Origin of the sequence: Burkholderia mayonis, from assembly GCF_001523745.2 — a bacterium.
In the GTDB taxonomy this organism is placed as follows: domain Bacteria; phylum Pseudomonadota; class Gammaproteobacteria; order Burkholderiales; family Burkholderiaceae; genus Burkholderia; species Burkholderia mayonis.
The window spans coordinates 1,094,717-1,115,623 of record NZ_CP013386.1; the positions used below are offsets into that span (position 1 = coordinate 1,094,717).

General features: G+C 68.2%; 15 protein-coding genes. 7 read left to right on the plus strand and 8 right to left on the minus strand.

Annotated features, from left to right (window positions below; all coding sequences use genetic code 11):
* Positions 1-51 precede the first annotated feature (51 nt).
* Entirely contained in the window at positions 52-807 is a 756-nt protein-coding gene (locus tag WS70_RS05465) for a class I SAM-dependent methyltransferase (protein WP_059597279.1), read from the plus strand.
* A gap of 190 nt (positions 808-997) precedes the next feature.
* Here WS70_RS05465 and ppc read toward each other — a convergent pair whose 3' ends face one another.
* Entirely contained in the window at positions 998-3,979 is a 2,982-nt protein-coding gene (ppc, locus tag WS70_RS05470; protein WP_059597278.1) for a phosphoenolpyruvate carboxylase, read from the minus strand.
* A 332-nt stretch (positions 3,980-4,311) separates the two neighbouring features.
* Between ppc and hemC the strand changes: the two genes are divergently transcribed.
* Genes hemC through WS70_RS05490 form a run of 3 tightly spaced genes read left to right on the plus strand, consistent with a single transcriptional unit; the run spans position 4,312 to position 8,469 of the window.
* A complete protein-coding gene (gene hemC / locus WS70_RS05480; protein WP_059597277.1) occupies positions 4,312-5,295 on the plus strand; it encodes a hydroxymethylbilane synthase in 984 nt (327 codons plus the stop codon).
* Complete coding sequence (hemDX, locus tag WS70_RS05485) at positions 5,295-7,274, plus strand: fused uroporphyrinogen-III synthase HemD/membrane protein HemX (protein ID WP_059597276.1); 1,980 nt, start codon at positions 5,295-5,297, stop codon at positions 7,272-7,274. The genes hemC and hemDX overlap by 1 nt, the downstream gene beginning before the upstream one ends.
* 4 nt (positions 7,275-7,278) lie before the next feature.
* Positions 7,279-8,469, plus strand: a complete 1,191-nt coding sequence (locus WS70_RS05490; RefSeq protein WP_059469184.1) for a heme biosynthesis protein HemY — start codon at positions 7,279-7,281, stop codon at positions 8,467-8,469.
* Positions 8,470-8,571: 102 nt separating this feature from the next.
* Here WS70_RS05490 and WS70_RS05495 read toward each other — a convergent pair whose 3' ends face one another.
* From WS70_RS05495 to WS70_RS05505, 3 genes are all read right to left on the minus strand, one after another.
* Positions 8,572-9,879: an MFS transporter gene (locus tag WS70_RS05495; RefSeq protein WP_059469183.1), complete on the minus strand. Its 1,308-nt coding sequence runs from the start codon at positions 9,877-9,879 to the stop codon at positions 8,572-8,574.
* Positions 9,880-9,932: 53 nt separating this feature from the next.
* The gene (locus WS70_RS05500; protein ID WP_059597275.1) at positions 9,933-10,691 is read right to left on the minus strand and encodes an SDR family oxidoreductase; all 759 of its coding nucleotides are present in this window, start codon (positions 10,689-10,691) and stop codon (positions 9,933-9,935) included.
* 87 nt (positions 10,692-10,778) lie between these two features.
* The gene (locus WS70_RS05505; protein ID WP_059597274.1) at positions 10,779-12,218 is read right to left on the minus strand and encodes an aldehyde dehydrogenase family protein; all 1,440 of its coding nucleotides are present in this window, start codon (positions 12,216-12,218) and stop codon (positions 10,779-10,781) included.
* Between the two features lie 160 nt (positions 12,219-12,378).
* On the opposite strand from WS70_RS05505, the gene ppa reads away from it, so the two are divergent.
* Entirely contained in the window at positions 12,379-12,906 is a 528-nt protein-coding gene (gene ppa / locus WS70_RS05510; RefSeq protein ID WP_059469180.1) for an inorganic diphosphatase, read from the plus strand.
* Positions 12,907-12,961: 55 nt separating this feature from the next.
* Here the strand turns inward: ppa and WS70_RS05515 are convergent, their stop codons facing one another.
* From WS70_RS05515 to WS70_RS05525, 3 genes are all read right to left on the minus strand, one after another.
* Complete coding sequence (locus WS70_RS05515; protein WP_082715885.1) at positions 12,962-13,519, minus strand: GIY-YIG nuclease family protein; 558 nt, start codon at positions 13,517-13,519, stop codon at positions 12,962-12,964.
* Positions 13,520-13,622: 103 nt separating this feature from the next.
* Positions 13,623-15,017, minus strand: coding sequence for a DHA2 family efflux MFS transporter permease subunit (locus WS70_RS05520; RefSeq protein ID WP_059469179.1), 1,395 nt, complete (start codon positions 15,015-15,017; stop codon positions 13,623-13,625).
* A gap of 752 nt (positions 15,018-15,769) precedes the next feature.
* Positions 15,770-16,948: a GNAT family N-acetyltransferase gene (locus tag WS70_RS05525; protein ID WP_059469178.1), complete on the minus strand. Its 1,179-nt coding sequence runs from the start codon at positions 16,946-16,948 to the stop codon at positions 15,770-15,772.
* A 145-nt stretch (positions 16,949-17,093) separates the two neighbouring features.
* Here WS70_RS05525 and WS70_RS05530 point away from each other — a divergent pair, with 145 nt between their 5' ends.
* Together WS70_RS05530 and WS70_RS05535 are read left to right on the plus strand one after the other, a co-directional pair.
* Positions 17,094-18,794, plus strand: coding sequence for an NAD+ synthase (locus tag WS70_RS05530; RefSeq protein ID WP_059469177.1), 1,701 nt, complete (start codon positions 17,094-17,096; stop codon positions 18,792-18,794).
* Positions 18,795-18,854: 60 nt separating this feature from the next.
* A complete protein-coding gene (locus tag WS70_RS05535; RefSeq protein WP_010102269.1) occupies positions 18,855-19,193 on the plus strand; it encodes a P-II family nitrogen regulator in 339 nt (112 codons plus the stop codon).
* Between the two features lie 303 nt (positions 19,194-19,496).
* Here the strand turns inward: WS70_RS05535 and WS70_RS05540 are convergent, their stop codons facing one another.
* Positions 19,497-20,591, minus strand: coding sequence for a porin (locus WS70_RS05540; protein WP_197419192.1), 1,095 nt, complete (start codon positions 20,589-20,591; stop codon positions 19,497-19,499).
* Positions 20,592-20,907: the final 316 nt, after the last annotated feature.

Here is a 20,907-nt window from a genome sequence, read left to right on the forward strand (position 1 = left end):
CGATGCAGTCGGCCGGCCGTCTCCGATCCCCACGCGACAAGGAGTCAGCCCATGAAGCATCACGATCAGGTCGCCGACGCGTTCGGCACGGCCGCGTCCGCCTATTTGACGAGCGCCGTCCATGCGACGGGCGCCGATCTCGACACGCTCGCCACCGGGATCGGCGCGACGCCCGACGCGCGCGTGCTGGATCTCGGCTGCGGCGCGGGCCACGCGAGCTTCGCCGCCGCGCGCGGCGGTGCGAAGGAGGTGGTTGCGTACGATCTCGCGCCGCGGATGCTCGCGACGGTCGAAGCCGCGGCGCGCGAGCGCGGCCTCGCGGGCGTGCGGGTCGAGCAGGGTGCGGCCGAGCGGCTGCCGTTCGCCGACGCGTCGTTCGACTGGATCGTCAGCCGGATGAGCGCGCACCACTGGCACGACGTGCCGCGCGCGCTCGCCGAGGCGCGCCGCGTGCTGAAGCCGGGCGGCCGCGTGCTGTTCGTCGACATCGCGGGCGCCGATCATCCGCTCGTCGACACGCATTTGCAGGCGGTCGAGGTGTTGCGCGACGCGTCGCACGTGCGCGACTATCGCGCAGACGAGTGGCTCGCATTCTTCGCCGCGGCGGGCTTTGCCGCGCAGGTGCGCGAGCGCTGGCGCCTGCCGATCGCGTTCGAGGGCTGGGTCGCGCGGATGAGGACGCCGGACGTGCGCGCGAACGCGATCCGCGCGCTGTGGGCGGGCGCGTCCGACGAGGTGCGCGCGTACTTCGATGTGCAGCCGGACGGCTCGTTCGAGCTCGATGCGATGATGATCGACGCGCGTTGACGCGGCGGGGCGATACTGGGGCGGACGCCGGGACGCCAAGCCGCGCGGCTCTCGGTTCAAATCGAAGCGCCTTCGCGATCGCTTCGGCAAAAAGAAAACGGCCGTGCAACACGCACGGCCGCCATTGCTTCGACGCAAGCGCAAGCGCGTCGCGCGTGACGCGACAGCGCCGCACGCGACGCCCCATCGCTCAGCCCGTATTGCGCAGGCCGGCCGCGATCCCGTTGATCGTCAAATGGATCCCGCGCCGCAGGCGCGCGTTCGTGTCGCCCGAGCGGTGCCGCTTGATCAGCTCGACCTGCAAGTGGTTGAGCGGATCGAGATACGGGAAACGGTTCTTGATCGAGCGCGCGAGGAGCGGATTCGCGGCGAGCCGCGCGTCGTTGCCGGTGATTTCGGCGAGCGCGTCCGACGTGCGGTGCCATTCGGCGACGATCCGCTCGAACACGTGCTTGCGCAGCTTCTTGTCGGAAACGAGCTGCGCGTAGCGCGACGCGACCGCGAGATCCGTCTTCGCGAGCACCATGTCCATGTTCGACAGCAGATGAGCGAAGAACGGCCAGGTCTTGTTCATCTTCTTCAGCAGCGCGACCCGCTTCGCGCGCTCGGCGGTGTCCTTCGCGCCGTCGAGAAATGCGGCGACCGCACTGCCGAAGCCATACCAGCCTGTCAGCAGCAGCCGGCACTGGCCCCACGAGAAGCCCCACGGAATCGCGCGCAGGTCCTCGATCTTGCGGTGCTTCGGATCCTGCAGCTTGCGCGACGCGGGCCGGCTGCCGATGTTCAGCTCGGCGATCTCGGCGATCGGCGTCGACGAGAAGAAGTAGTCGGTGAAGCCGGGCGTCTCGTAGACGAGCGCGCGGTACGAGGCCATCGCGGCGTCGGACAGCGCGTGCATCGCAGCCTCGAACGCGGGCAACTGCTTCGGCGCGTTGCGATGCGGCAGGAGCGTCGCCTCGAGCGTCGCGGCGACCACCGTCTCGAGGTTGCGCCGGCCGATTTCCGGATTCGCGAACTTGCTCGCGATCACTTCGCCCTGCTCGGTCAGGCGGATCTGGCCGTTCACCGTGCCGGGCGGCTGCGACAGGATCGCCTGGTAGGTCGGGCCGCCGCCGCGGCCGACCGTGCCGCCGCGGCCGTGGAAGAGGCGCAGCTTGATCCCGCGCTCGCTGAACAGATCGACGAGCGCCAGTTCCGCACGGTAGAGCTCCCAGTTCGACGTGAGGAAGCCGCCGTCCTTGTTGCTGTCCGAATAGCCGAGCATCACTTCCTGCTCGTGCCCCTGGTGTGCGACCAGCTCGCCGACGCCCGGCAGCGCGAAGAACTCGCGCATGATGTCGGGCGCGTTGCGCAAGTCGGCGATCGTTTCGAAGAGCGGGATCGCCATCAGGCCGTTGCGCGCATTCGCGTGCGGCGTGCCGAGCGTGCCTTCGAAGAGGCCCGTTTCCTTTTGCAGCAGCAGCACTTCGACGAGGTCGCTCACCGTCTCGGTGTGCGAAATGATGTAGTTGCGCACCGCGCGCGGACCGAACTGCGCGCGGATCGCGTGCGCGCGCTCGAGCACGCCGAGCTCGCTCTTCGCGAGATCCGAGTAGTCGAGATACGGCGAGCGCAGCGGCCGCGGATCGGCGAGCGCCGCGAGCAGCACGCGCAGCTTGTCCGCTTCGGCCAGCGCCGCGTAGTCGGGTTCGACGCCGCCGCGCGCGAGCAGCTCGGCGATCACCGCTTCGTGAATGTCCGAGCTTTGCCGCAAGTCGATGCTCGCGAGATGGAAGCCGAACACCTCGGCCGCGCGCATGAGCGGCGCGAGGCGCGGCGTCGCGAGCGATTCGCCGTGATGCAGCGCGAGCGAATCCGTCAGCACGCGCAGGTCGGCGGCGAATTCCTCGGCGTCCGCATACGGCGTCGCGCGCACGGGCGCGGCGCCGCGGCCCGCGCTGCGCACCGGCACCGCGCCTTCGCCGAGCCGCACGCGCGCGCTCGCCGCAAGCCGCGTGTAGACGCCGATCAGCGCGCGGCGATACGGCTCGTCGACGCGGTGCGGCGACTGGTCCGGCGACGCGGCCGCGAGCGCCTTCAGCGCGTCGCTCGCCCCGACGAGCAGGTTCGACACGGAGAGCTCGGCGCCGAGCTTGTGCACCTGCTCGAGGTAATGCTCGAAGATCACCGCGGCCTGGCGGTTGATCGCTTCGTCGAGCGTCGCTGCGGTGACGTTCGGGTTGCCGTCGCGGTCGCCGCCGATCCAGCTTCCCATCTGGAAGAACGCGGGCACGCGCGCGGGCAGGCCGTGCTCGGCGAGCGCTTCCTCGATGTCCGCGTAGAGCGCGGGCAGCTCGTCGAGGAACGTCGCGCGGTAGTACGACAGCGCGTTCTCGATCTCGTCGGCGACCGTCAAGCGCGCGTCGCGCAGCATCCGGGTCTGCCAGAGCGTCGTCACGCGCGCGCGCAACAGCGCCTCGTTGTGCGCGAGCTCGCGCGCGGTCAGCGGCTGGTCGCGCTCGGCCAGCAGGCGCGCGATGTCGTGCTGCGCGTCGAGAATGCTCTTGCGCTGCACCTCGGTCGGGTGCGCGGTCAGCACGGGCACGATGAGCGCGCCTTCGAAGAACTGCTTGATCACCTTCGACGACGCGTCGCCCGCTTCCTTCAGCTTGTCGAGCGCGTACGCGACGGTGCCCGCCTGCGGCGTGGAGCCCGCGAGCGCGTGGATCCGGCGGCGGCGGTTGTGATGGCGGTCCTCGGCGATGTTCGCGAGATGCGAGAAATAGCTGAACGCGCGCACGACGCTCACCGTCTGCTCGGGCGTGAGCTTGCGCAGCATCTTCTCGAGCGTCTGCGCGGCGGCGCTGTCGTCCTCGCGACGGAACTTGACGGCGGTCTGGCGGATTGTTTCGACGACGTGGAACACGGCGTCGCCTTCCTGTTCGCGGACGACATCGCCGAGCAGGCGGCCGAGATAGCGGATGTCTTCGAAGAGCGGGCGGTCCTTGTCCTCGCGCGTGCGGCCGTGCGGCCTGGCCGGTGCGGCGCTCGCCGGTTCGGCCGCGCGCACGGCGGCCTCCTTCGGCTTGCGGGCCGTCTGTGTGCGGCGGGGTTGGGCATCGGCGTTCGCCGGCGCGGAGGAGGACGAGACAGCATTGCGGCGCGTCGCGCGCGCCGATCCGGAAGACTTCACGATTGATTTCCTTGGGAAAGCACGAGTGAACGGGAACTGCGGTCCAGCAACAGCGAGCGCGATCAAGCGGCGCGGCGGCGTGCGCTGCACGGTGCGCGAGACGCGTCGTGCGCGATCCCGTCGGACGATGAAACCGGGCGACGCGGAGAGCGACGCGACGACTGCGGACCGGACCCTGACGCGGATGCCGGATTCCACCTCGAACCGAACGACCGTTCGGGACCTTGACGCAGACCGTGCGGGCGGCTCGCGCTGGCCGCCCGGCGGGCGGAAGCGCGAGGCGCGCGTGCTACCATAGTCTGTTCCTAATCCCGTCCTGCGATGTCCTTGCAATGAACACCGAGACTCTTTCGGCCGAGCTGCCCGCGACGCTGACGATCGCGTCGCGCGAGAGCCGCCTCGCCATGTGGCAAGCCGAGCATGTGCGTGATGCGCTGCGCAAATTATATCCAGCTTGCGACGTGAAAATCCTCGGGATGACGACGCGCGGCGATCAAATTCTCGATCGCACGCTGTCGAAGGTCGGTGGCAAGGGGCTCTTCGTGAAGGAACTCGAGAACGCGCTCGCCGACGGCCGAGCGGATCTCGCGGTGCATTCGCTGAAGGACGTGCCGATGGAACTGCCCAAAGGCTTCGCGCTCGCGGCCGTGATGAGCCGCGAGGATCCGCGCGACGCATTCGTGTCGAACGCGTACGCGTCGCTCGCCGAATTGCCGGCGGGCGCCGTCGTCGGCACGTCGAGCCTGCGCCGCGAAGCGATGCTGCGCGCGCGCTATCCGCAGCTCGACGTGCGGCCGCTGCGCGGCAATCTCGATACGCGGCTCGCGAAGCTCGACCGCGGCGACTACGCGGCGATCATTCTCGCCGCGGCCGGCCTGAAGCGGCTCGGCCTCGCCGCGCGGATCCGCGCGCTGCTCGACATCGACGACAGTCTGCCCGCCGCGGGCCAGGGCGCGCTCGGCATCGAGATCGCCGCGCGCCGCGCGGACGTCGCCGCATGGCTCGCGCCGCTGCACGATGTCGCCACCGCGCTCGCGGTCGAGGCCGAGCGCGCGGTGTCGCGCGCGCTCGGCGGCAGTTGCGAGGTGCCGCTCGCCGCGCACGCGGTGTGGCGCGGCGACGAGCTGCATCTGACGGGCAGCGTGTCGACGACGGACGGCCGCCGCGTGCTGAGCGCGCGCGCGCAGGCCCGTGCCGCGACGCCCGCCGACGCGCTCGCGCTCGGCCGCGCCGTGTCCGACGATCTCGAGCGCCAGGGCGCGCGCGCGATCGTCGACGCGCTCGTCGCGGCGAGCGCGCAAAAGGGCGGCGCGTGATGACGGGCGCGCCGCGCACGTTCACCGCGGTGCTCACGCGCCCCGACGGACAGTCGGCGACGCTCGCGGCGCAGCTCGCGGCGGCGGGCATCGACGTGCTCGACTTTCCGCTCATCGACATCGCGCCGCTTGCCGACGATGTGCCGCTCGCCGACGCATTCGCGCGGCTCGATGCGTACGCGCTCGTCGTGTTCGTGTCGCCGAACGCGATCGATCACGCGCTCGCGCGGCTCGGCGCGATCTGGCCGCATCCGCTGCCGATCGGCGTCGTCGGGCCGGGCAGCGTCGCCGCGCTCGCGCGGCACGGGATCGCGGCGCCCGCGCATCGCGTGATCGCGCCGCGCGAGCCTGGCGACGGCAGCGAGCCGCATTACGATTCCGAGAATCTCTTCGCCGAAATCGAGCGCGCGTTCGGCGGCGCGGCCGATCTTGCCGGCAAGCGCGTGCTGATCGTGCGCGGCGACGGCGGCCGCGAATGGCTCGCCGAGCGGCTGCGCGACGCGGGCGCCGAAGTCGAGCTCGTCGCCGCGTACAGGCGCGTGACGCCCGAGCCGTCGATCGGCGCGTGGGAGCGCGTGCACGCGCTGCTGTCGGGCGCGCCGCATGCGTGGCTCGTGACGAGTTCGGAAGGCGTGCGCAATCTGCAGGAGCTCGCGCACGAGCATTTGAACGAGGCCGAGATCGACGCGCTGAAGCACGCGCAGTTCGTCGCGCCGCATCCGCGCATCGTCGAGACCGCGCGCGCACTCGGTTTTGATAGGATTACGCTGTCCGGCGCGGGCGATGAGCGTATCGCTCGCGCGTTTCGTACGTTGGCCGATCAGGCCGATCAACCGGCGATTGCCGCACCGATGCCTTCTCGCATGACAGACACCAACGATACCAAAGACGTCTCTTCCAAACCGGCCGCGGCCCCCGTTCCGCCGCCGAATCAACCGTTTACGCCGTTTGAAACGAAAGCGCGGCGCAGCGGCTCGAACGCGGCGCTCTGGTTCGTGATCGTCGTGATCGCGGCCGCGGCGGGCGTCGGCGGCTATGCGCTGAACCGCAAGGTCGATCGTCTCGACCAGCACGCGCTCGAGCGGCAGAAGGCGCTCGACGCGCAGACGGCCGAAATCCGCACGAAGACCGAGCAGGCGCTTTCGAGCGTGCATCAGGCCGACGCGCAGCTGTCGCAGCTCGAAGGCAAGCTCGCCGACGCGCAGACCGCACAGACCGCGCTGCAGCAGCAATATCAGGACCTGTCGCGCAACCGCGACGCGTGGATGATCGAGGAAGTCGGCCAGATGCTGTCGAGCGCGAGCCAGCAGCTTCTGCTGACGGGCAACACGCAGCTCGCGCTGATTGCGCTGCAGAACGCCGATTCGCGGCTCGCGGCTTCGCAGAGCGCGCAGGCGGTCGTCGTGCGCAAGGCGGTCGCGCAGGACATCGAACGGTTGAAGGCCGCGCCGTCGGCGGACCTCACGGGGCTCGCGATCAAGCTCGACGACGCGATCGCGAAGGTCGACGCGCTGCCGCTCTCGGGCGAAACGCTCACGCCGCACGCGCAGACGAATCCCGACGTCGCCGCGAGCGCCGAGCAGGCGGCCGCGGCGGCAGGCGAGCCGCGCTGGAAGGCGTGGTGGCGCGGCTTTTCGGCGGGCATCGGCGCGCAGTTGAAGTCGCTCGTCGAAGTGCGCCGCATCGATCACGCGGATGCGATGCTCGCGTCGCCCGAGCAAGGCTACTTCGTGCGCGAGAACGTGAAGCTGCGTCTGTTGAGCGCGCGGCTGTCGCTTCTCTCGCGCAACGACAGCGCGATGAAGTCCGATCTGCATGCCGCGCAGGCGGCGGTCGCGCACTACTTCGACGGTGCGTCGAAGGACACCCAGATCGTTCAGAATCTGCTCAAGCAGGTGGACGCCGCGTCGCTGACGGTCGCGGTGCCGAACCTCAACGCGAGCCTGAACGCGGTTCAACAGTTCAAGAGCCGGGGTTGACGACATGACGCTGCGTGGAATCATTTGGCTCGCCGTGCTGTTCGCGATCGCCGCGGGGCTCGCGACGGTCGGCCGCTTCGATACCGGCCAGGTGCTGATCGTCTATCCGCCGTATCGCGTCGACGTGTCGCTGAACTTCTTCGTGCTCGCGATCGTCGTCGCCTTCATCGTGCTGTACGCACTGATGCGGATCGTGCGCAACGTGTGGCGGATGCCGCAGCGCGTCGCCGCGTACCGCACGCGGATGCGCAACGAGCGCGCGCAGGCGTCGCTGCGCGACGCGCTCGCGAACCTGTACGCGGGCCGCTTCTCGCGTGCGGAGAAGGCCGCGCGCGACGCGCTCACCGTCGACGCGAACCAGGGCGCGGCGAGCCTCATCGCCGCGGCGGCGACGCACCGGATGCACGAGTATGCGCGCCGCGATGAGTGGCTCGCGAAGGTGAGCGGCCAGGAATGGCAGGACGCGCGCCTGCTCGCGACGGCCGACATGCGTGCGGACGGCCGCGACGCCGAAGGCGCGCTCGCCGCGCTCGCCGAGATGCAGGCGTCGGGTGGCAAGCGGATCCACGCGCAGCAGATCGCGCTGCGCGCGCAGCAGCAACTGAAGAACTGGGTCGAGGTGCTGAAGATCGCGAAGGCGCTCGAAAAGCGCGAGGCGCTGCATCCGGCCGCCGCCGTGCGTCTGCGCCAGCAGGCCGCAGAGCATCTGCTGCGCGATCGCCGGCATGACGCTGACGCGTTCCTCGAGGTGTGGCAATCGCTGTCGGCGGCCGAACGGCAGTCGCCGCGTCTCGCGGATCTCGCGGCCGAACTGCTGATCGCGCTCGAGCGCCGGCCGGAAGCGCGGCGGATCGTCGAGGACGCGCTCGCGCACAACTGGAACGCGCGGCTGTTGCGCCGCTATCCGGACACGGCGGGCCCCGACGCGCTTCCGTTGATCCAGAAGGCGGAGGGGTGGCGCCGGGACCGGCCGGAAGACGCGGATCTACTGTTCGCGCTCGGCCGCCTGTGCCAGCAGCAGCAACTGTGGGGCAAGGCGCAGTCGTTCCTCGAATCGGCGCTCAAGCTTGCCGACGACGAGCCGCTCAAGATCCGCACGCATCGCGCGCTTGCGCGTCTGTTCGAGCGGCTCGGCGAATCCGACAAGGCCGCGCAGCACTATCGCGAAAGCGCGCTTGCGATGACGATCGTCTGAGCGTTCGCGCCGGGTTCTCGCTCGGCGGGCAGTAAGGGTGGAAAGAAAGCGGCGGCCTCGATGGCCGCCGTTTCCGTTTGAATCGATGCGTCGCGAATCGACTCAGATGTCGACGAGCGTCTTCGGCACCGACAGCGCGAGCAGCCCGCCCAGCACGAGGAACCCGGCGAGCATGTACATCCCCGCGTCGTTCGACGCCGTCGCCTGCTTGAGCCAGCCGACGAGATACGGGCTCAGGAAGCCGGCGAGGTTGCCGATCGAATTGATGATCGCGAGGCCCGCCGCGGCGGCCGTGCCGCCGAGGAACGCGGTCGGCAGGCTCCAGAAGAGGGGGAGCGTCGTCAGGATGCCCATCGTCCCGATCGTGAGGCCGAGCATCGCAAGCAGCGTGTCGTGCGCCCATACGACGGACAGCACGAGCCCGACCGCGCCCGCCGCTGCGGGGATCGCGAGGTGCCAGCGCCGCTCGCGGCGGCGGTCCGCGCTGTGCGCGATCGCGAGCATCGCGACGACGGCCGCCGCGTACGGCACGGCGGACAGCAGGCCGATCGTGAACGTATCGGTCACGCCCGTCGACTTGATGAGCGTTGGCAGCCAGAAGCCGACGCCGTAGAGCCCCATCACGAACGAGAAGTAGATGAGGCCCATCAGCCACACGCGCGGACTCCTGAACACGACGGAGAGCGGCGGGTCTTCCTTGCGCGCATCCTCGAGCGCGATGTTGCGCGCGAGGAGCGCCTTTTCGTCGTCGTCGAGCCACTTTGCCTTGACGATCCGGTCGTCGAGCGCGAACAGCAGCAGGATGCCGACGAGCACTGACGGCACCCCTTCGAGCAGGAACAGCCATTGCCATCCGTGCCAGCCGTTCGCCCCGTCGAAGGTCTTCAGGATGTAGCCGGAGATCGGGCCGCCGACGACGCCCGACAGCGCGACGGCCGTCATGAAGAGCGTCGTCATCCTGCCGCGGCGGTGCGCCGGATACCAGTAAGTCAGATAGAGGATCACGCCGGGGAAGAAGCCCGCCTCGGCGGCGCCGAGCAGGAAGCGCATCGTGTAGAACATCGCGGGCGTCGACACGAACATCGTCAGCGCCGAGATGATGCCCCACGTGACCATGATCCGCGCGATCCACACCCGCGCGCCGACGCGGTGCAGGATCACGTTGCTCGGGACTTCGAACAGGAAGTAGCCGACGAAGAAGATCCCGGCGCCGAGACCGTAGACCGCATCGGACAGGTGCAGGTCGGACGCCATCTGCAGTTTCGCGAAGCCGACGTTTACGCGGTCGAGATACGCGACGACATAGCAGAGCAGCAGTAGCGGCGCGAGCCGCCACGAAACCTTGCGATAGGTCGCCGCCTCGAAGGCGGATGGCGGGGTCGGCGTGAACGCCGGCACGGTGCTGGCCATGATTGTCTCCTCTGGCACGTTTTGATTGTGACGGGCGGTGCGCGCCGCGGCGTTCAGACGCAGCGGCCGCCGTCGACTTCGAGGCATGCGCCGGTGATGAACGCGGCGTCGTCGGATGCGAGATAGAGCGCCGCGTTCGCGATGTCCTGCGGGGTCGACAGGCGGCCGAGCGGGATCGTCGCAATGAAGCGCGCGCGGTTCTCAGGCGTGTCCGGCACGCCCATGAACGCGCTCGTGAGCCCGGTTTCGCCGAGCACCGGGTTCACGCAGTTCACGCGGATCCGGTCGGGGCCGAGCTCGACGGCGAGCGTCTTGCTCGCGGTGATCATCGCGCCCTTCGTGCTGTTGTACCAGACGAGGCCGGGGCGCGGCCGCACGCCCGCCGTCGATGCGACGTTGACGAACGCGCCGCCGCCCGCCTGGCGAAAATGCGGAACGAACGTCTGCACGCTCCAGAAGAGGCTCTTCATGTTGACTGCGTATACGCGGTCGTATTCGGCTTCGGTCACGTCGAGCACCGGCTTGTTGCGATGCGTCGTGCCGGCGTTGTTGACGACGATCTGCACGCCGCCGAATGCGTCGAGCGCCGCGTCGAGGAGCGCGCGCCAATCGCCGCCGCGCGATACGTCGCCCGCGACGGCGAGCGCGCGCCCGCCCGCGAGCGCGATTTCGCTCGCGACGCGCTCGGCCGCCGGCGCGTTCAGATCGTTGACGACGATGCACGCGCCTTCGCGCGCGAACGTTTTCGCGATGCCTTCGCCGAAGCCCGAGCCTGCGCCCGTGACGACGGCGGTCTTGCCGCTGAGCCGCATCCGTTGTCTCCTGGATTTTGTTGTGGGTCTTGCCGTGACTTGAACGGGTGGCGGCGCTTGACCTCGCGCGCCGTGCCGCGCCTTCGGTCAGTCGTGCTTGAGCGCGATCGTCTTTAGCACGGTGAAACCGTACAAAGCCTCGAAGCCTTTTTCGCGGCCGTAGCCCGAGCGTCCGCTGCCGCCGAACGGCAGCTCGACGCCGCCGCCCGCGCCGTAGTTGTTGACGAACACCTGTCCCGCGCGCAGCCGTCGCGCGAGCCGCATCTGGCGCGCGCCGTCGCGCGTCCACACGCCTGCGACGAGCCCGTACGGCGTGCCGTTCGCGAGCGCGAGCGCTTCGTCCTCGTCGGCGAACTTCATAGCGGCGAGCACCGGGCCGAACACTTCTTCCTGCGCGAGCCGGTGCGTGTGCGGCACGTCGCGCAGCAGCGCGGGCGCCTGGTAGAAGCCCGTTTCGGGGGCGTCCGGCACGACTTCGCCGTGCGCGGCCATCACGATGCCGTCGTGCTGCGCGTCGGACAGAAAGTCCCACACGCGCTGCTGCTGCTTCGCGCTGATGAGCGGCCCGCAGTCGAGATCGGCGCGGCCGGGGCCGACCTTCAGCGCGTTGAACGCTGCGGCGAGCCGCTCGACGAGCGGTTCGTAGACCGCCTTGTCGATCAGCACGCGGCTGCCGGCCGAACAGGTCTGGCCGCTGTTCTGCACGATCGCGGACACGAGGACGGGCAGCGCGGCGTCGAGGTCCGCGTCGGCGAACACGATCTGCGGCGACTTGCCGCCGAGCTCGAGCGTGACGGGCGCGTGGTGTTCGGCCGCCGCTTGCGCGACAAGGCGGCCCGTGTCCGGCGAGCCGGTGAACGAAATATGGTCGATGCCCGGATGGCGCGCGAGCGCCGCGCCGGCTTCGTGGCCGTAGCCCGTCACGACATTGAACGTGCCCGCGGGGAGCCCGGCTTCGGCCGCGAGCGTCGCGACGCGCAGGATCGACAGGCACGCGTCCTCCGACGGCTTGACGACGCACGCGTTGCCCGCGGCGAGCGCCGCGCCGACGCTGCGCCCGAGGATCTGCATCGGGTAGTTCCACGGCACGATGTGCCCGGTGACGCCGTGCGGCTCGCGCAGCGTGAGCACCGTGTAGCCGTCGCGGTAGGGCAGTGTCTCGCCGTGCAGCTTGTCCGCCGCGCCCGCGTAGAACTCGAAGTAGCGGGTGAGCGCGTCGGCGTCCGCGCGCGCCTGCGTGAGCGGCTTGCCGGTGTCGCGCGATTCGATGAGCGCGAGCTCCTCGCGGCACGCGGCGACGAGCATCGACAGCCGGTACAGCATGCGCCCCCGCTCGGCCGCGCTCGCCGTGCCCCACGGGCCATCGAACGCAGCGCGGGCCGCGCGCACGGCCGCGTCGATGTCGGGCGCGGTGCCGCGCGCGAGCCGCGCGAACGGCTCGCCGTCGGACGGATCGATCACGGCGATCGTCTCGCCGCCCGTGGGCGCAGCCCACGCCCCCGAGATGAAGTGCTTCGCCTCTTCCATGCTCGCTCCCGGCTCGTCGCGCCGTGTCTGATCGTTGCCCGATTATCGGCCGAACGGGACCGGAGCGCCATCGGGCGATTGGCTATAATGCGCATTCCATCGGAGGCGCCCGCGAGGCCGCCATCCGTCCCGATTCCCATCCGAACTTCAGAGAACGCTCATGAGCTTCAGCAACGTCCCGGCCGGCAAGGATCTGCCGCAAGACTTCAACGTGATCATCGAGATCCCGGCGCAAAGCGAGCCGGTCAAGTACGAAGCCGACAAGGAACTCGGCCTCCTCGTCGTCGATCGCTTCATCGGCACGGGCATGCGCTATCCGGTGAACTACGGCTTCATTCCGCAGACGCTGTCGGGCGACGGCGACCCCGTCGACGTGCTCGTCATCACGCCGTTCCCGCTGCTCGCGGGCTCGGTCGTCCGCGCGCGCGCGCTCGGCATGCTGAAGATGACCGACGAATCGGGCGTCGACGCGAAGCTCGTCGCGGTGCCGCACGACAAGGTCTGCCCGATGACGGCCAACCTCAAGTCGATCGACGACGTGCCCGGGTACCTGAAGGACCAGATCAAGCACTTCTTCGAGCAATACAAGGCGCTCGAGAAGGGCAAGTGGGTGAAGGTCGAAGGCTGGGACGGCATCGACGCGGCACACAAGGAAATCGACGAAGGCGTCGCGAACTTCAAGAAGTAAGCGGCGGGCCGGCGCACGCGGCGCCGGCCGGTTGCGCGAAACCGCGCGTGTCTCGTCACGAGGCCGCGCGGTTTTGTTTTGTGCGCGCGGGTTCCGCTCTCCTTCTCGAAGTCGTTGGTGTCCCGGAAGACCCGGCCGCCGTCTGCTTCGATATTTTCGCTGCGTTTGCGGCCTTCTTCGGCTTCGCCGGCTTGGCGGCGGGATGCGCGGCGGCCGTACCGCCCGTCGTCATTACCGCGCCGATTGCGGTTGCGGCTTCGGCCGTCGCCGTTTCGGCGATGCCGGCTGCCGGCGCGGGTGTCGCGCAATCGCCGTCCGCGCGGCGTGCCGCGGCGGCGTCAGCGGCCGGCAGCACCGACGCGAGCGAGAGCGAGCCCCCCGCGAGCGCGCGCTTTTGCGTCGGCGTCAGCCGTTTGACCCAATATTCGGCGCGCGACGCGCTCGAGCGATCGGCGAGCTCGAACGACGCGAGTACGGCCTTCGGCTTGCGCGCGCGCGTGTAGCGCGCGCCCTTGCCTTGCGCGTGCTGCGCGAAGCGTGCGGCGACGTCGGTCGTAATGCCAGTGTAGACGCTGCCGTCCGCGCATTCGATCAGATACAGGTACCAGGACATGAAGGGCGGCGTGATGCGAAGCCGCCAGTGTCGCAGAAATTGCGCGGCGCGAGCGCGCGATTCGCCCGTCGGCTCATCTGGCGGCCGCCCCCCGGTCGCGCGGCTAGCGGTGCGCGACCGCGTGGCCGGGCCGCGTGCGCGTCACGGGCGCTTCCCGGATTCGCCGGAAGATCGCCGCGGACACGAGCGTCACCGCGCCGACGCAGACGAAGCTCAGCTTGAAGCCGAGCAGCGATGAGCCGGTCTGCTCGCCGAACAGGCTCGTGAGCCCGCTTCCCACCGATGCGCCGAGCCCCATCGACAGCATCTGCACCATCGAATACAGGCTGTTGCCGCTCGCCGCGTCGCGGTGCGGCAGGCCTTTCAGCGTCACGCTGTTCATTGCCGCGATCTGAATCGAGTTGATCGCGCCGAAGATCGCAATCAGCGCCATTTCGACGACGAGCGGCGTGTCGGGGCCGATGGCCGCGAACAGCGCGATCACGGCGCCGACGATCAGCGTGTTGGCGAACAGAAACGTGCGATAGCCGTAGCGGCGAACGAGCGGCGCGATCCACGGCTTCGCGATCACACCCGCGATGGCGGCCGGCACGAGCATGAGCCCCGAGCGCAACGGAGAATAGCCGAATTCGATCTGCATCATCAGCGGCAGCAGGAAGGGCGTCGCGCCGATGCCGATCCGCGAGATCAGATTGCCGGCAAGGCCGACTGCGAAGTTCGGTTCGCGAAAGAGTTCGAGCCGGAAGAGCGGATTCGCGCGCCTGCGCGCATGGGCGACGTACACGATCGCCGCGGCCGCGGCGATCGCGGTCACGCCGACGGTCCAGTCCGTGTAGCCGCCGTCGGACAACGCGTCGATCGCGAGCGAGCCGGCGATCATCGCGATCGACAGCAGCGTGTAGCCCGTGTAGTCGAACGGCGGAGGATCGATCGGCTCGTCGCGCGGCATGTAGCGGTGGACGGCGACGAGGCCGACCGCGCAGATCGGCAGGTTGACGAGGAACACCCAGTACCACGACATCGACTGCGTGAGCCAGCCGCCGAGCGTTGGGCCGAGGATCGGCCCGATCTGGCCGAAGATCGACACGAACGCGAGCGCGGCCACGTATTCGTCGCCGGGCACGCCGCGCAGTACCGCGAGCCGGCCGATCGGCAGCAGCATCGAGCCGCCGATGCCTTGCAGCACCCGAGCGACGATGAGCTGCGTCGCGCTCGTCGCGGCCGCGCAGCACTGCGAGCCGAGCGCGAACACGACAATCGCGACGAAGAACACGCGACGCGTGCCAAAGCGATCCGCGAGCCAGCCGGACGCGGGCGTGAGTGTGGCCATCGTCAGTGTGTAGGCGGTGACGACGCCGTGCATCGAGAGCGCGTCCTGGCCGAGCGCGTGGGCGATCGACGGCAGCGCCGTGTTGACGATGGTCGTGTCGACGGACTGCATGAAGAACGCGGTGGCTACGATCCATAGCAGCGTCGTTCGGGAAGAGGTGTTGGGCATGAGCGCGGACCGATGAGTTGGGTGCGTCGCGCCTGGCGCGCGCGACGCAAGCCCCGCCGTCTCGGGCGGCGCGCAGCGCTTGCCCGAGATCGTCGGGGGCGTTGGTTAGTGGGCGCGTGTGTCGAGGCGCGTGGCGAGCGGCAGGCCAGTGGCCGGGGCGGCTCCCGCCGCGCGGGCCGCTCGGCGAGCGCCGGGGGGCGGGAAGCCCGATGGCTTGCGCCGCCACGCTGGTTTCGCAGACGCCATTTCAAACGGCGTTTCGGGACTGATGTCGGGCGATAAGAATGGTCGGCGCATGCCGTTTAGAATCGGCAGATGGGATGACATAATTTAATACTCCTAATTGATAATCCGCATGAAGATTCTCAACCAAAAGATCAAAATGTCTCCCCATCCTCTCCGATCGCGTCAGGCGGTGCGCCGAAGGGTGAAACTAGCGGGTGGCCCTGGAATATGAAAGTTTTTATCGATTTTCAGAATATCGATTCTGAAAATCAGAAACAGGGGGGAAGGCGAATGAAATCCGTTTCTCCCTATTTTGGTGCGCATTAAGCACAACGAAAGTGTAGGGGGTTTTGTGCGAATATTGCAACCGAATAATCTTTCAATTTCCGATTTGGAACGAATGATAATCAAATATCCCGTATATCCTGTTGAGGGAAATGAATGGCGATGCCGTTTTGGAAGCCGGCGCGCCGCGCTCGCGCGACTAGCCGGCCGCGGGACGAGGCGCGGGGGGCGTCGCGTCGTGGTCAGCGTTCGCCGTTCCTGAACGGATTGTGCTCGCGCAACTCGTCGACGTACGCATGGATCTGGTTCGTCTCCTGCGCGAGGAAGCGGCCGACCGCATCGGCGAACGCCGGATGCGCGAGCCAGTGCGCGGAGCGCGTGACGGTCGGCATGAAGCCGCGCGCGAGCTTGTGCTCGCCTTGCGCGCCGCCTTCGAACGTGTCGAGCCGCTCGTCGATGCAGAATTCGAGCAACTGGTAGTACGCGGCCTCGAAGTGCAGGCACGGCACCTGTTCGAGCGCGCCCCAGTAGCGGCCGTACAGCGTGCCGCCGCCCGACGCGTCGCGCTGGTAGACGGCGAGCGCGCTCGCGATCGGCTGGCCGTCGCGCTCGGCGATCACGAGCAGCAGGTTCTCCGGCATCGTCGCGCCGATCTCGCGGAAGAAGTCGAGATTCAGGTACGGGCTCGAAAAGTGCTCGCGGTACGTCTGCCGGTAGCAGCGCGTGAAGAAGCGCCATTCAGCGTCGGTCGCGTCCTCGCCGCGCACGCGGCGGAACGTGACGCCGGCTTCCGCGACCTTGCGGCGCTCCGCACGGATGTTTTTGCGCTTCTTCTGTTCGAGCGTGGCGAGAAATTCGTCGAAGTCGCGATAGCCGTCATTCAGCCAATGGAACTGCACGCCTTCGCGCAGCATCATCCCGATGTCGGCGAGCACGCGCGTCTCTTCGTCGGTCGGAAACAGCACGTGCAGCGACGACACGTCGCTCTGCTCGGCGAGCGCGACGAGCGTCGCGGCGAGCCGGCGGCGCGCGTCGTCGCCGACGGCGAGAAGCCGGCTGCCTTGCACGGGCGTGAATGGCACCGCGCACAGCAGCTTCGGGTAATACGGCAGCGCGTTGCGCTGATACGCGTCGGCCCACGCCCAGTCGAACACGTATTCGCCATACGAATGGCGCTTCGCGTAAACGGGCGCAGCCGCGACGAGCGCGCCCGTTGCGCCGTCCGTCAGCGTGACGAAGCGGGGCGTCCAACCGGTGCCGTCGACCGCGCAGCCCGCGCGGTGCAGCGCGCTCAGGAAGGCGTGCTTCAGAAAGGGCGTCGGGCGCTCGGCGCGCGCGACGAGCGCGTCCCACTCGACGGCGTTTGCGTCGAGCGGAGACGACAGGATGCCCATGCGATAATCAAAGCGTTCGTGTTTCAACGATCTGAATCCGTTTCGTTCGTACCCGGTTGTACCCGTTCGTACCCGTTTGCACCGTCGGTCAGGCGCGCTGCCGCGCCGGCCGTCCGTGCGTTTGATCAAAGCCGTACGCGCTGCGGCCCGAGGAGGCCGCGCTGATCCCGTGATGAAAACCCGTATCGCACTTGCCCAACTCAACGTCACCGTCGGCGATTTCGCCGGCAACGTCGCCAAGATCGTCGCCGCCGCGCGCGCCGCGCACGACGCCGGCGCGCAGCTCCTGATCGCGCCGGAACTCGCGCTGTCCGGCTATCCGCCCGAGGACCTGCTGCTGCGCCCCGCGTTCTACGCGGCGTCGGACGCGGCGCTCGCCGAGCTCGCCGCGCTGCTGAAGCCGCTCGCGGGGCTCGCGGTGCTGGTCGGCCATCCGCAGCGCGCGGCCGGCTCGGGCGCGTCAAGCGCCGATGGTAATGCAAACCGTCCGATCGAGCGCGGCGTCTCGCCGACCGATACCTACAACGCGGCATCGCTCATCGTCGACGGCGAGGTCGTCGGAACGTACCGGAAGCAGGACCTGCCGAATACCGAGGTGTTCGACGAGAAGCGCTATTTCGCGACCGACGCCGCGCCGTACGTGTTCGAGCTGAACGGCGTGAAGTTCGGCGTCGTGATCTGCGAGGACGTGTGGCACGCGTCGGCCGCGCAGCTCGCGAAGGCGGCGGGCGCGCAGGCGCTGATCGTGCCGAACGGCTCGCCGTATCACATGAACAAGGAAGCGGTGCGGATCGACATCCTGCGCGCGCGGATTCGCGAGACCGGCCTGCCGATGATCTACGTGAATCTCGTCGGCGGCCAGGACGAGCTCGTGTTCGACGGCGGCTCGTTCGTGCTCGACGGCGCGGGCGAGCTCGTCGCGAAGATGCCGCAGTTCGAGGAAGGCAATGCGATCGTCGAATTCGACGGCGCGCGACCGCTGCCTGCGCGGATCGCGCCGGAGCTGCCCGTCGAGGCGCAGGTGTATCGCGCGCTCGTGCTCGGCGTGCACGACTACATCGGCAAGAACGGCTTTCCGGGCGCGATCATCGGGCTGTCGGGCGGCGTCGATTCGGCGCTCGTGCTCGCGGTCGCGGTCGACGCGCTCGGCGCCGATCGCGTGCGCGCGGTGATGATGCCGTCGCGCTATACGGCCGACATCTCGACGACCGACGCGGCCGAGATGGCGAAGCGCGTCGGCGTGCGCTACGACCAGATCGCGATCGCGCCGATGTTCGATGCGTTCCGCGCGTCGCTCGCGGGCGAATTCGCGGGCCGCGCCGAAGACGCGACCGAGGAGAACATCCAGGCGCGGATCCGCGGCACGCTCTTGATGGCGCTGTCGAACAAATTCGGCTCGATCGTGCTGACGACGGGCAACAAGAGCGAGATGGCGGTCGGCTACTGCACGCTATACGGCGACATGGCGGGCGGCTTCGCGGTGATCAAGGACATCGCGAAGACGCTCGTCTACCGGCTCTGTCACTACCGCAACGCCGCGGTCGAATACGGCAAGCTCGGCATCATTCCGGAGCGGATTCTGACGCGCGCGCCGTCCGCCGAGCTGCGCGAGAACCAGACCGACCAGGACAGCCTGCCGCCGTACGACGTGCTCGACGCGATCATGCGGATGTACATGGAAGAAGATCGGCCGCTCGCGGCGATCGTCGCGGCGGGCTACTCGGAGGCGGACGTCAAGCGCGTCACGCGGCTCATCAAGATCAACGAGTACAAGCGCCGCCAGGCGCCCGTCGGCATTCGCGTCACGCATCGCGCGTTCGGGCGCGACTGGCGCTATCCGATCACGTCGCGCTTCTCCGAGAGCATCGACTGACGCGGCGCGCGGCGTAGAATCGGCTGACGATTTTCATTCATTCGAAGCAAGGGGCACATCATGAAACGCATCACCGCCATCATCAAGCCGTTCAAGCTGGACGAAGTGCGCGAAGCGCTCGCCGAAGTCGGTCTGACGGGGCTCACCGTGACGGAAGTGAAGGGCTTCGGCCGCCAGAAGGGCCACACGGAGCTCTACCGCGGCGCTGAGTACGTGGTCGACTTCTTGCCGAAGATGAAGATCGAGGTGGTGGTCGCGAACGATCTCGTCGATCAGGTGATCGATGCGGTGATCGGCGCCGCGCGTACCGGCAAGATCGGCGACGGCAAGATCTTCGTGTCGGACGTCGAGCGCGTGATCCGGATTCGGACGGGCGAGGAGAACGAAGCGGCCGTCTGAGGCCGGATTGCTCGGAAGAGGGGCCGTCGGCGCGGCGGGGCCGGACGGCTGCGGCTGCGCGGCGTCGTATGGGTGCTCGCGTTCGCGCATTGCGTTGGACGTATCGTGTCGCGCGCGAGGTCGCGCGACGTGCCGCTCAGTCTTGCTTCGTCGAGCGTTGCGTCATTCCGCCATTCCGTCGTTTCACGGTTTCGGCCCGCGCATAAAAAAACGGTGCGACACCTATGGGCATCGCACCGGTACGCGCCTCTCGCAGCAGCGTGAAAAGACTCTCTATCGGTTCAGACGATCCAGCGTTTGTGCTTAGAACAGGTGCTGGATGCCGGCGTACACGCCCGTCTGGCTGCCGCCGAACTTCGGATTGCCGGTCGAGATGTCGGTGCCCGCGCCGTTGGCGTTCAGGCCGAAGTTTGCGGTCTTGCTGTTGCGCACCGTCGCGACCTGAACGTCGAACAGCGTGCGCTTCGAGATGTTGTACGAGCCGCCGACCGTGTAGATGTTCGCGTTGCCGCCGCCGTGGTTCGCGTTGACGTGATACACGGCTGCGATCAGCGCGGCTGCCGGCGTGGCTTGCCACGTCACGCCGCCCCACACCTGCTGAGTGCCCGTGATGCCGTTATTGACGACCGGGCCGCCGCTGCCGTCGGCGTGCGACGACTGGTAGGCCGCCTGCAGTTTGAACTGGCCGAGGAACACGTTCGCGCCGGCGAAGTATTCGCGCGAGTAGTTGAACACGTCGGAGAACTTGCCGTTGCTGTCGCGCGTTTCATCGTAGATGCCGCGCAACTGGAACAGCGACGTCGTGTAGGTGAGCTGCGCACCGGCCGCGCGGCCCGGCTGGCCGGCCGTGGTGTTGCCGTTGAAGCTCGTCGAGTTCGAGAACGAGAACTGGCCGTAGAAATCGAGACCGTAGTACTTAGGCGACTGGTACGACACGTTGTTGCTGGTCTTGTTCCAGTTGCGGCCGCGCACGAGCGAAGCGGTCGACCACGACGACTGGCCGAACGGGTCGAAGTCCCACACGCCGTTCGCGATCGCGAGTTCGCGGCCGAGCAGCAGGGTACCGTATGCGTCGTTGGAGATGCCGATCGTCGCCCAGCGATTCCAGAGACTGCCGCCGCCCGGGCCGTTGCCGCTCATCGTGTCGAAGCTGCCTTCCAACTGGAACACGATCTTGTTGCCGCCGCCGATGTCTTCGGAGCCCTTCAAGCCCCAGAGGCTCGTGCCCCAGTCGCCGCTTTCCGCGCGCCAGCGGCTCGAGCTGCCGCCGTTCGCGCTCGGCAGGCCGCTCATGTATTCGATGCCGGCGTCGAGACGGCCGTACAGTGTCACGCTGCTTTGAGCGTGAGCCGCCACTCCGGCAGTCGCCAGTACTGCCGCGAGCATAACTTTCTTCATCATCTCCTCCATACCCTGTCAAAAAGTCAACCCAGAACTGCGCAACATGTCCGGCTTTGCATGCTGGACAAAATGGGTAACCAGAGAGACCGCGTGCAGGCCGGGTGGGCGACGCACGTGAGCGAGCGGACGGGAGTGCCGTTTTGCGGGCCCGTGCGGCCGGGATGGCCTGCCGGGGTCTCCTGTCGTCATGAAGTCAAACTACATTTCATGACTTTCGTTTTGCTACTTTGGTTACTAATTTAGCAAAAATACACTTTTGTGGCGACGAAAATCGTTGTTTGACTAGCACGTGTCGCCAAATTGCCATATATGT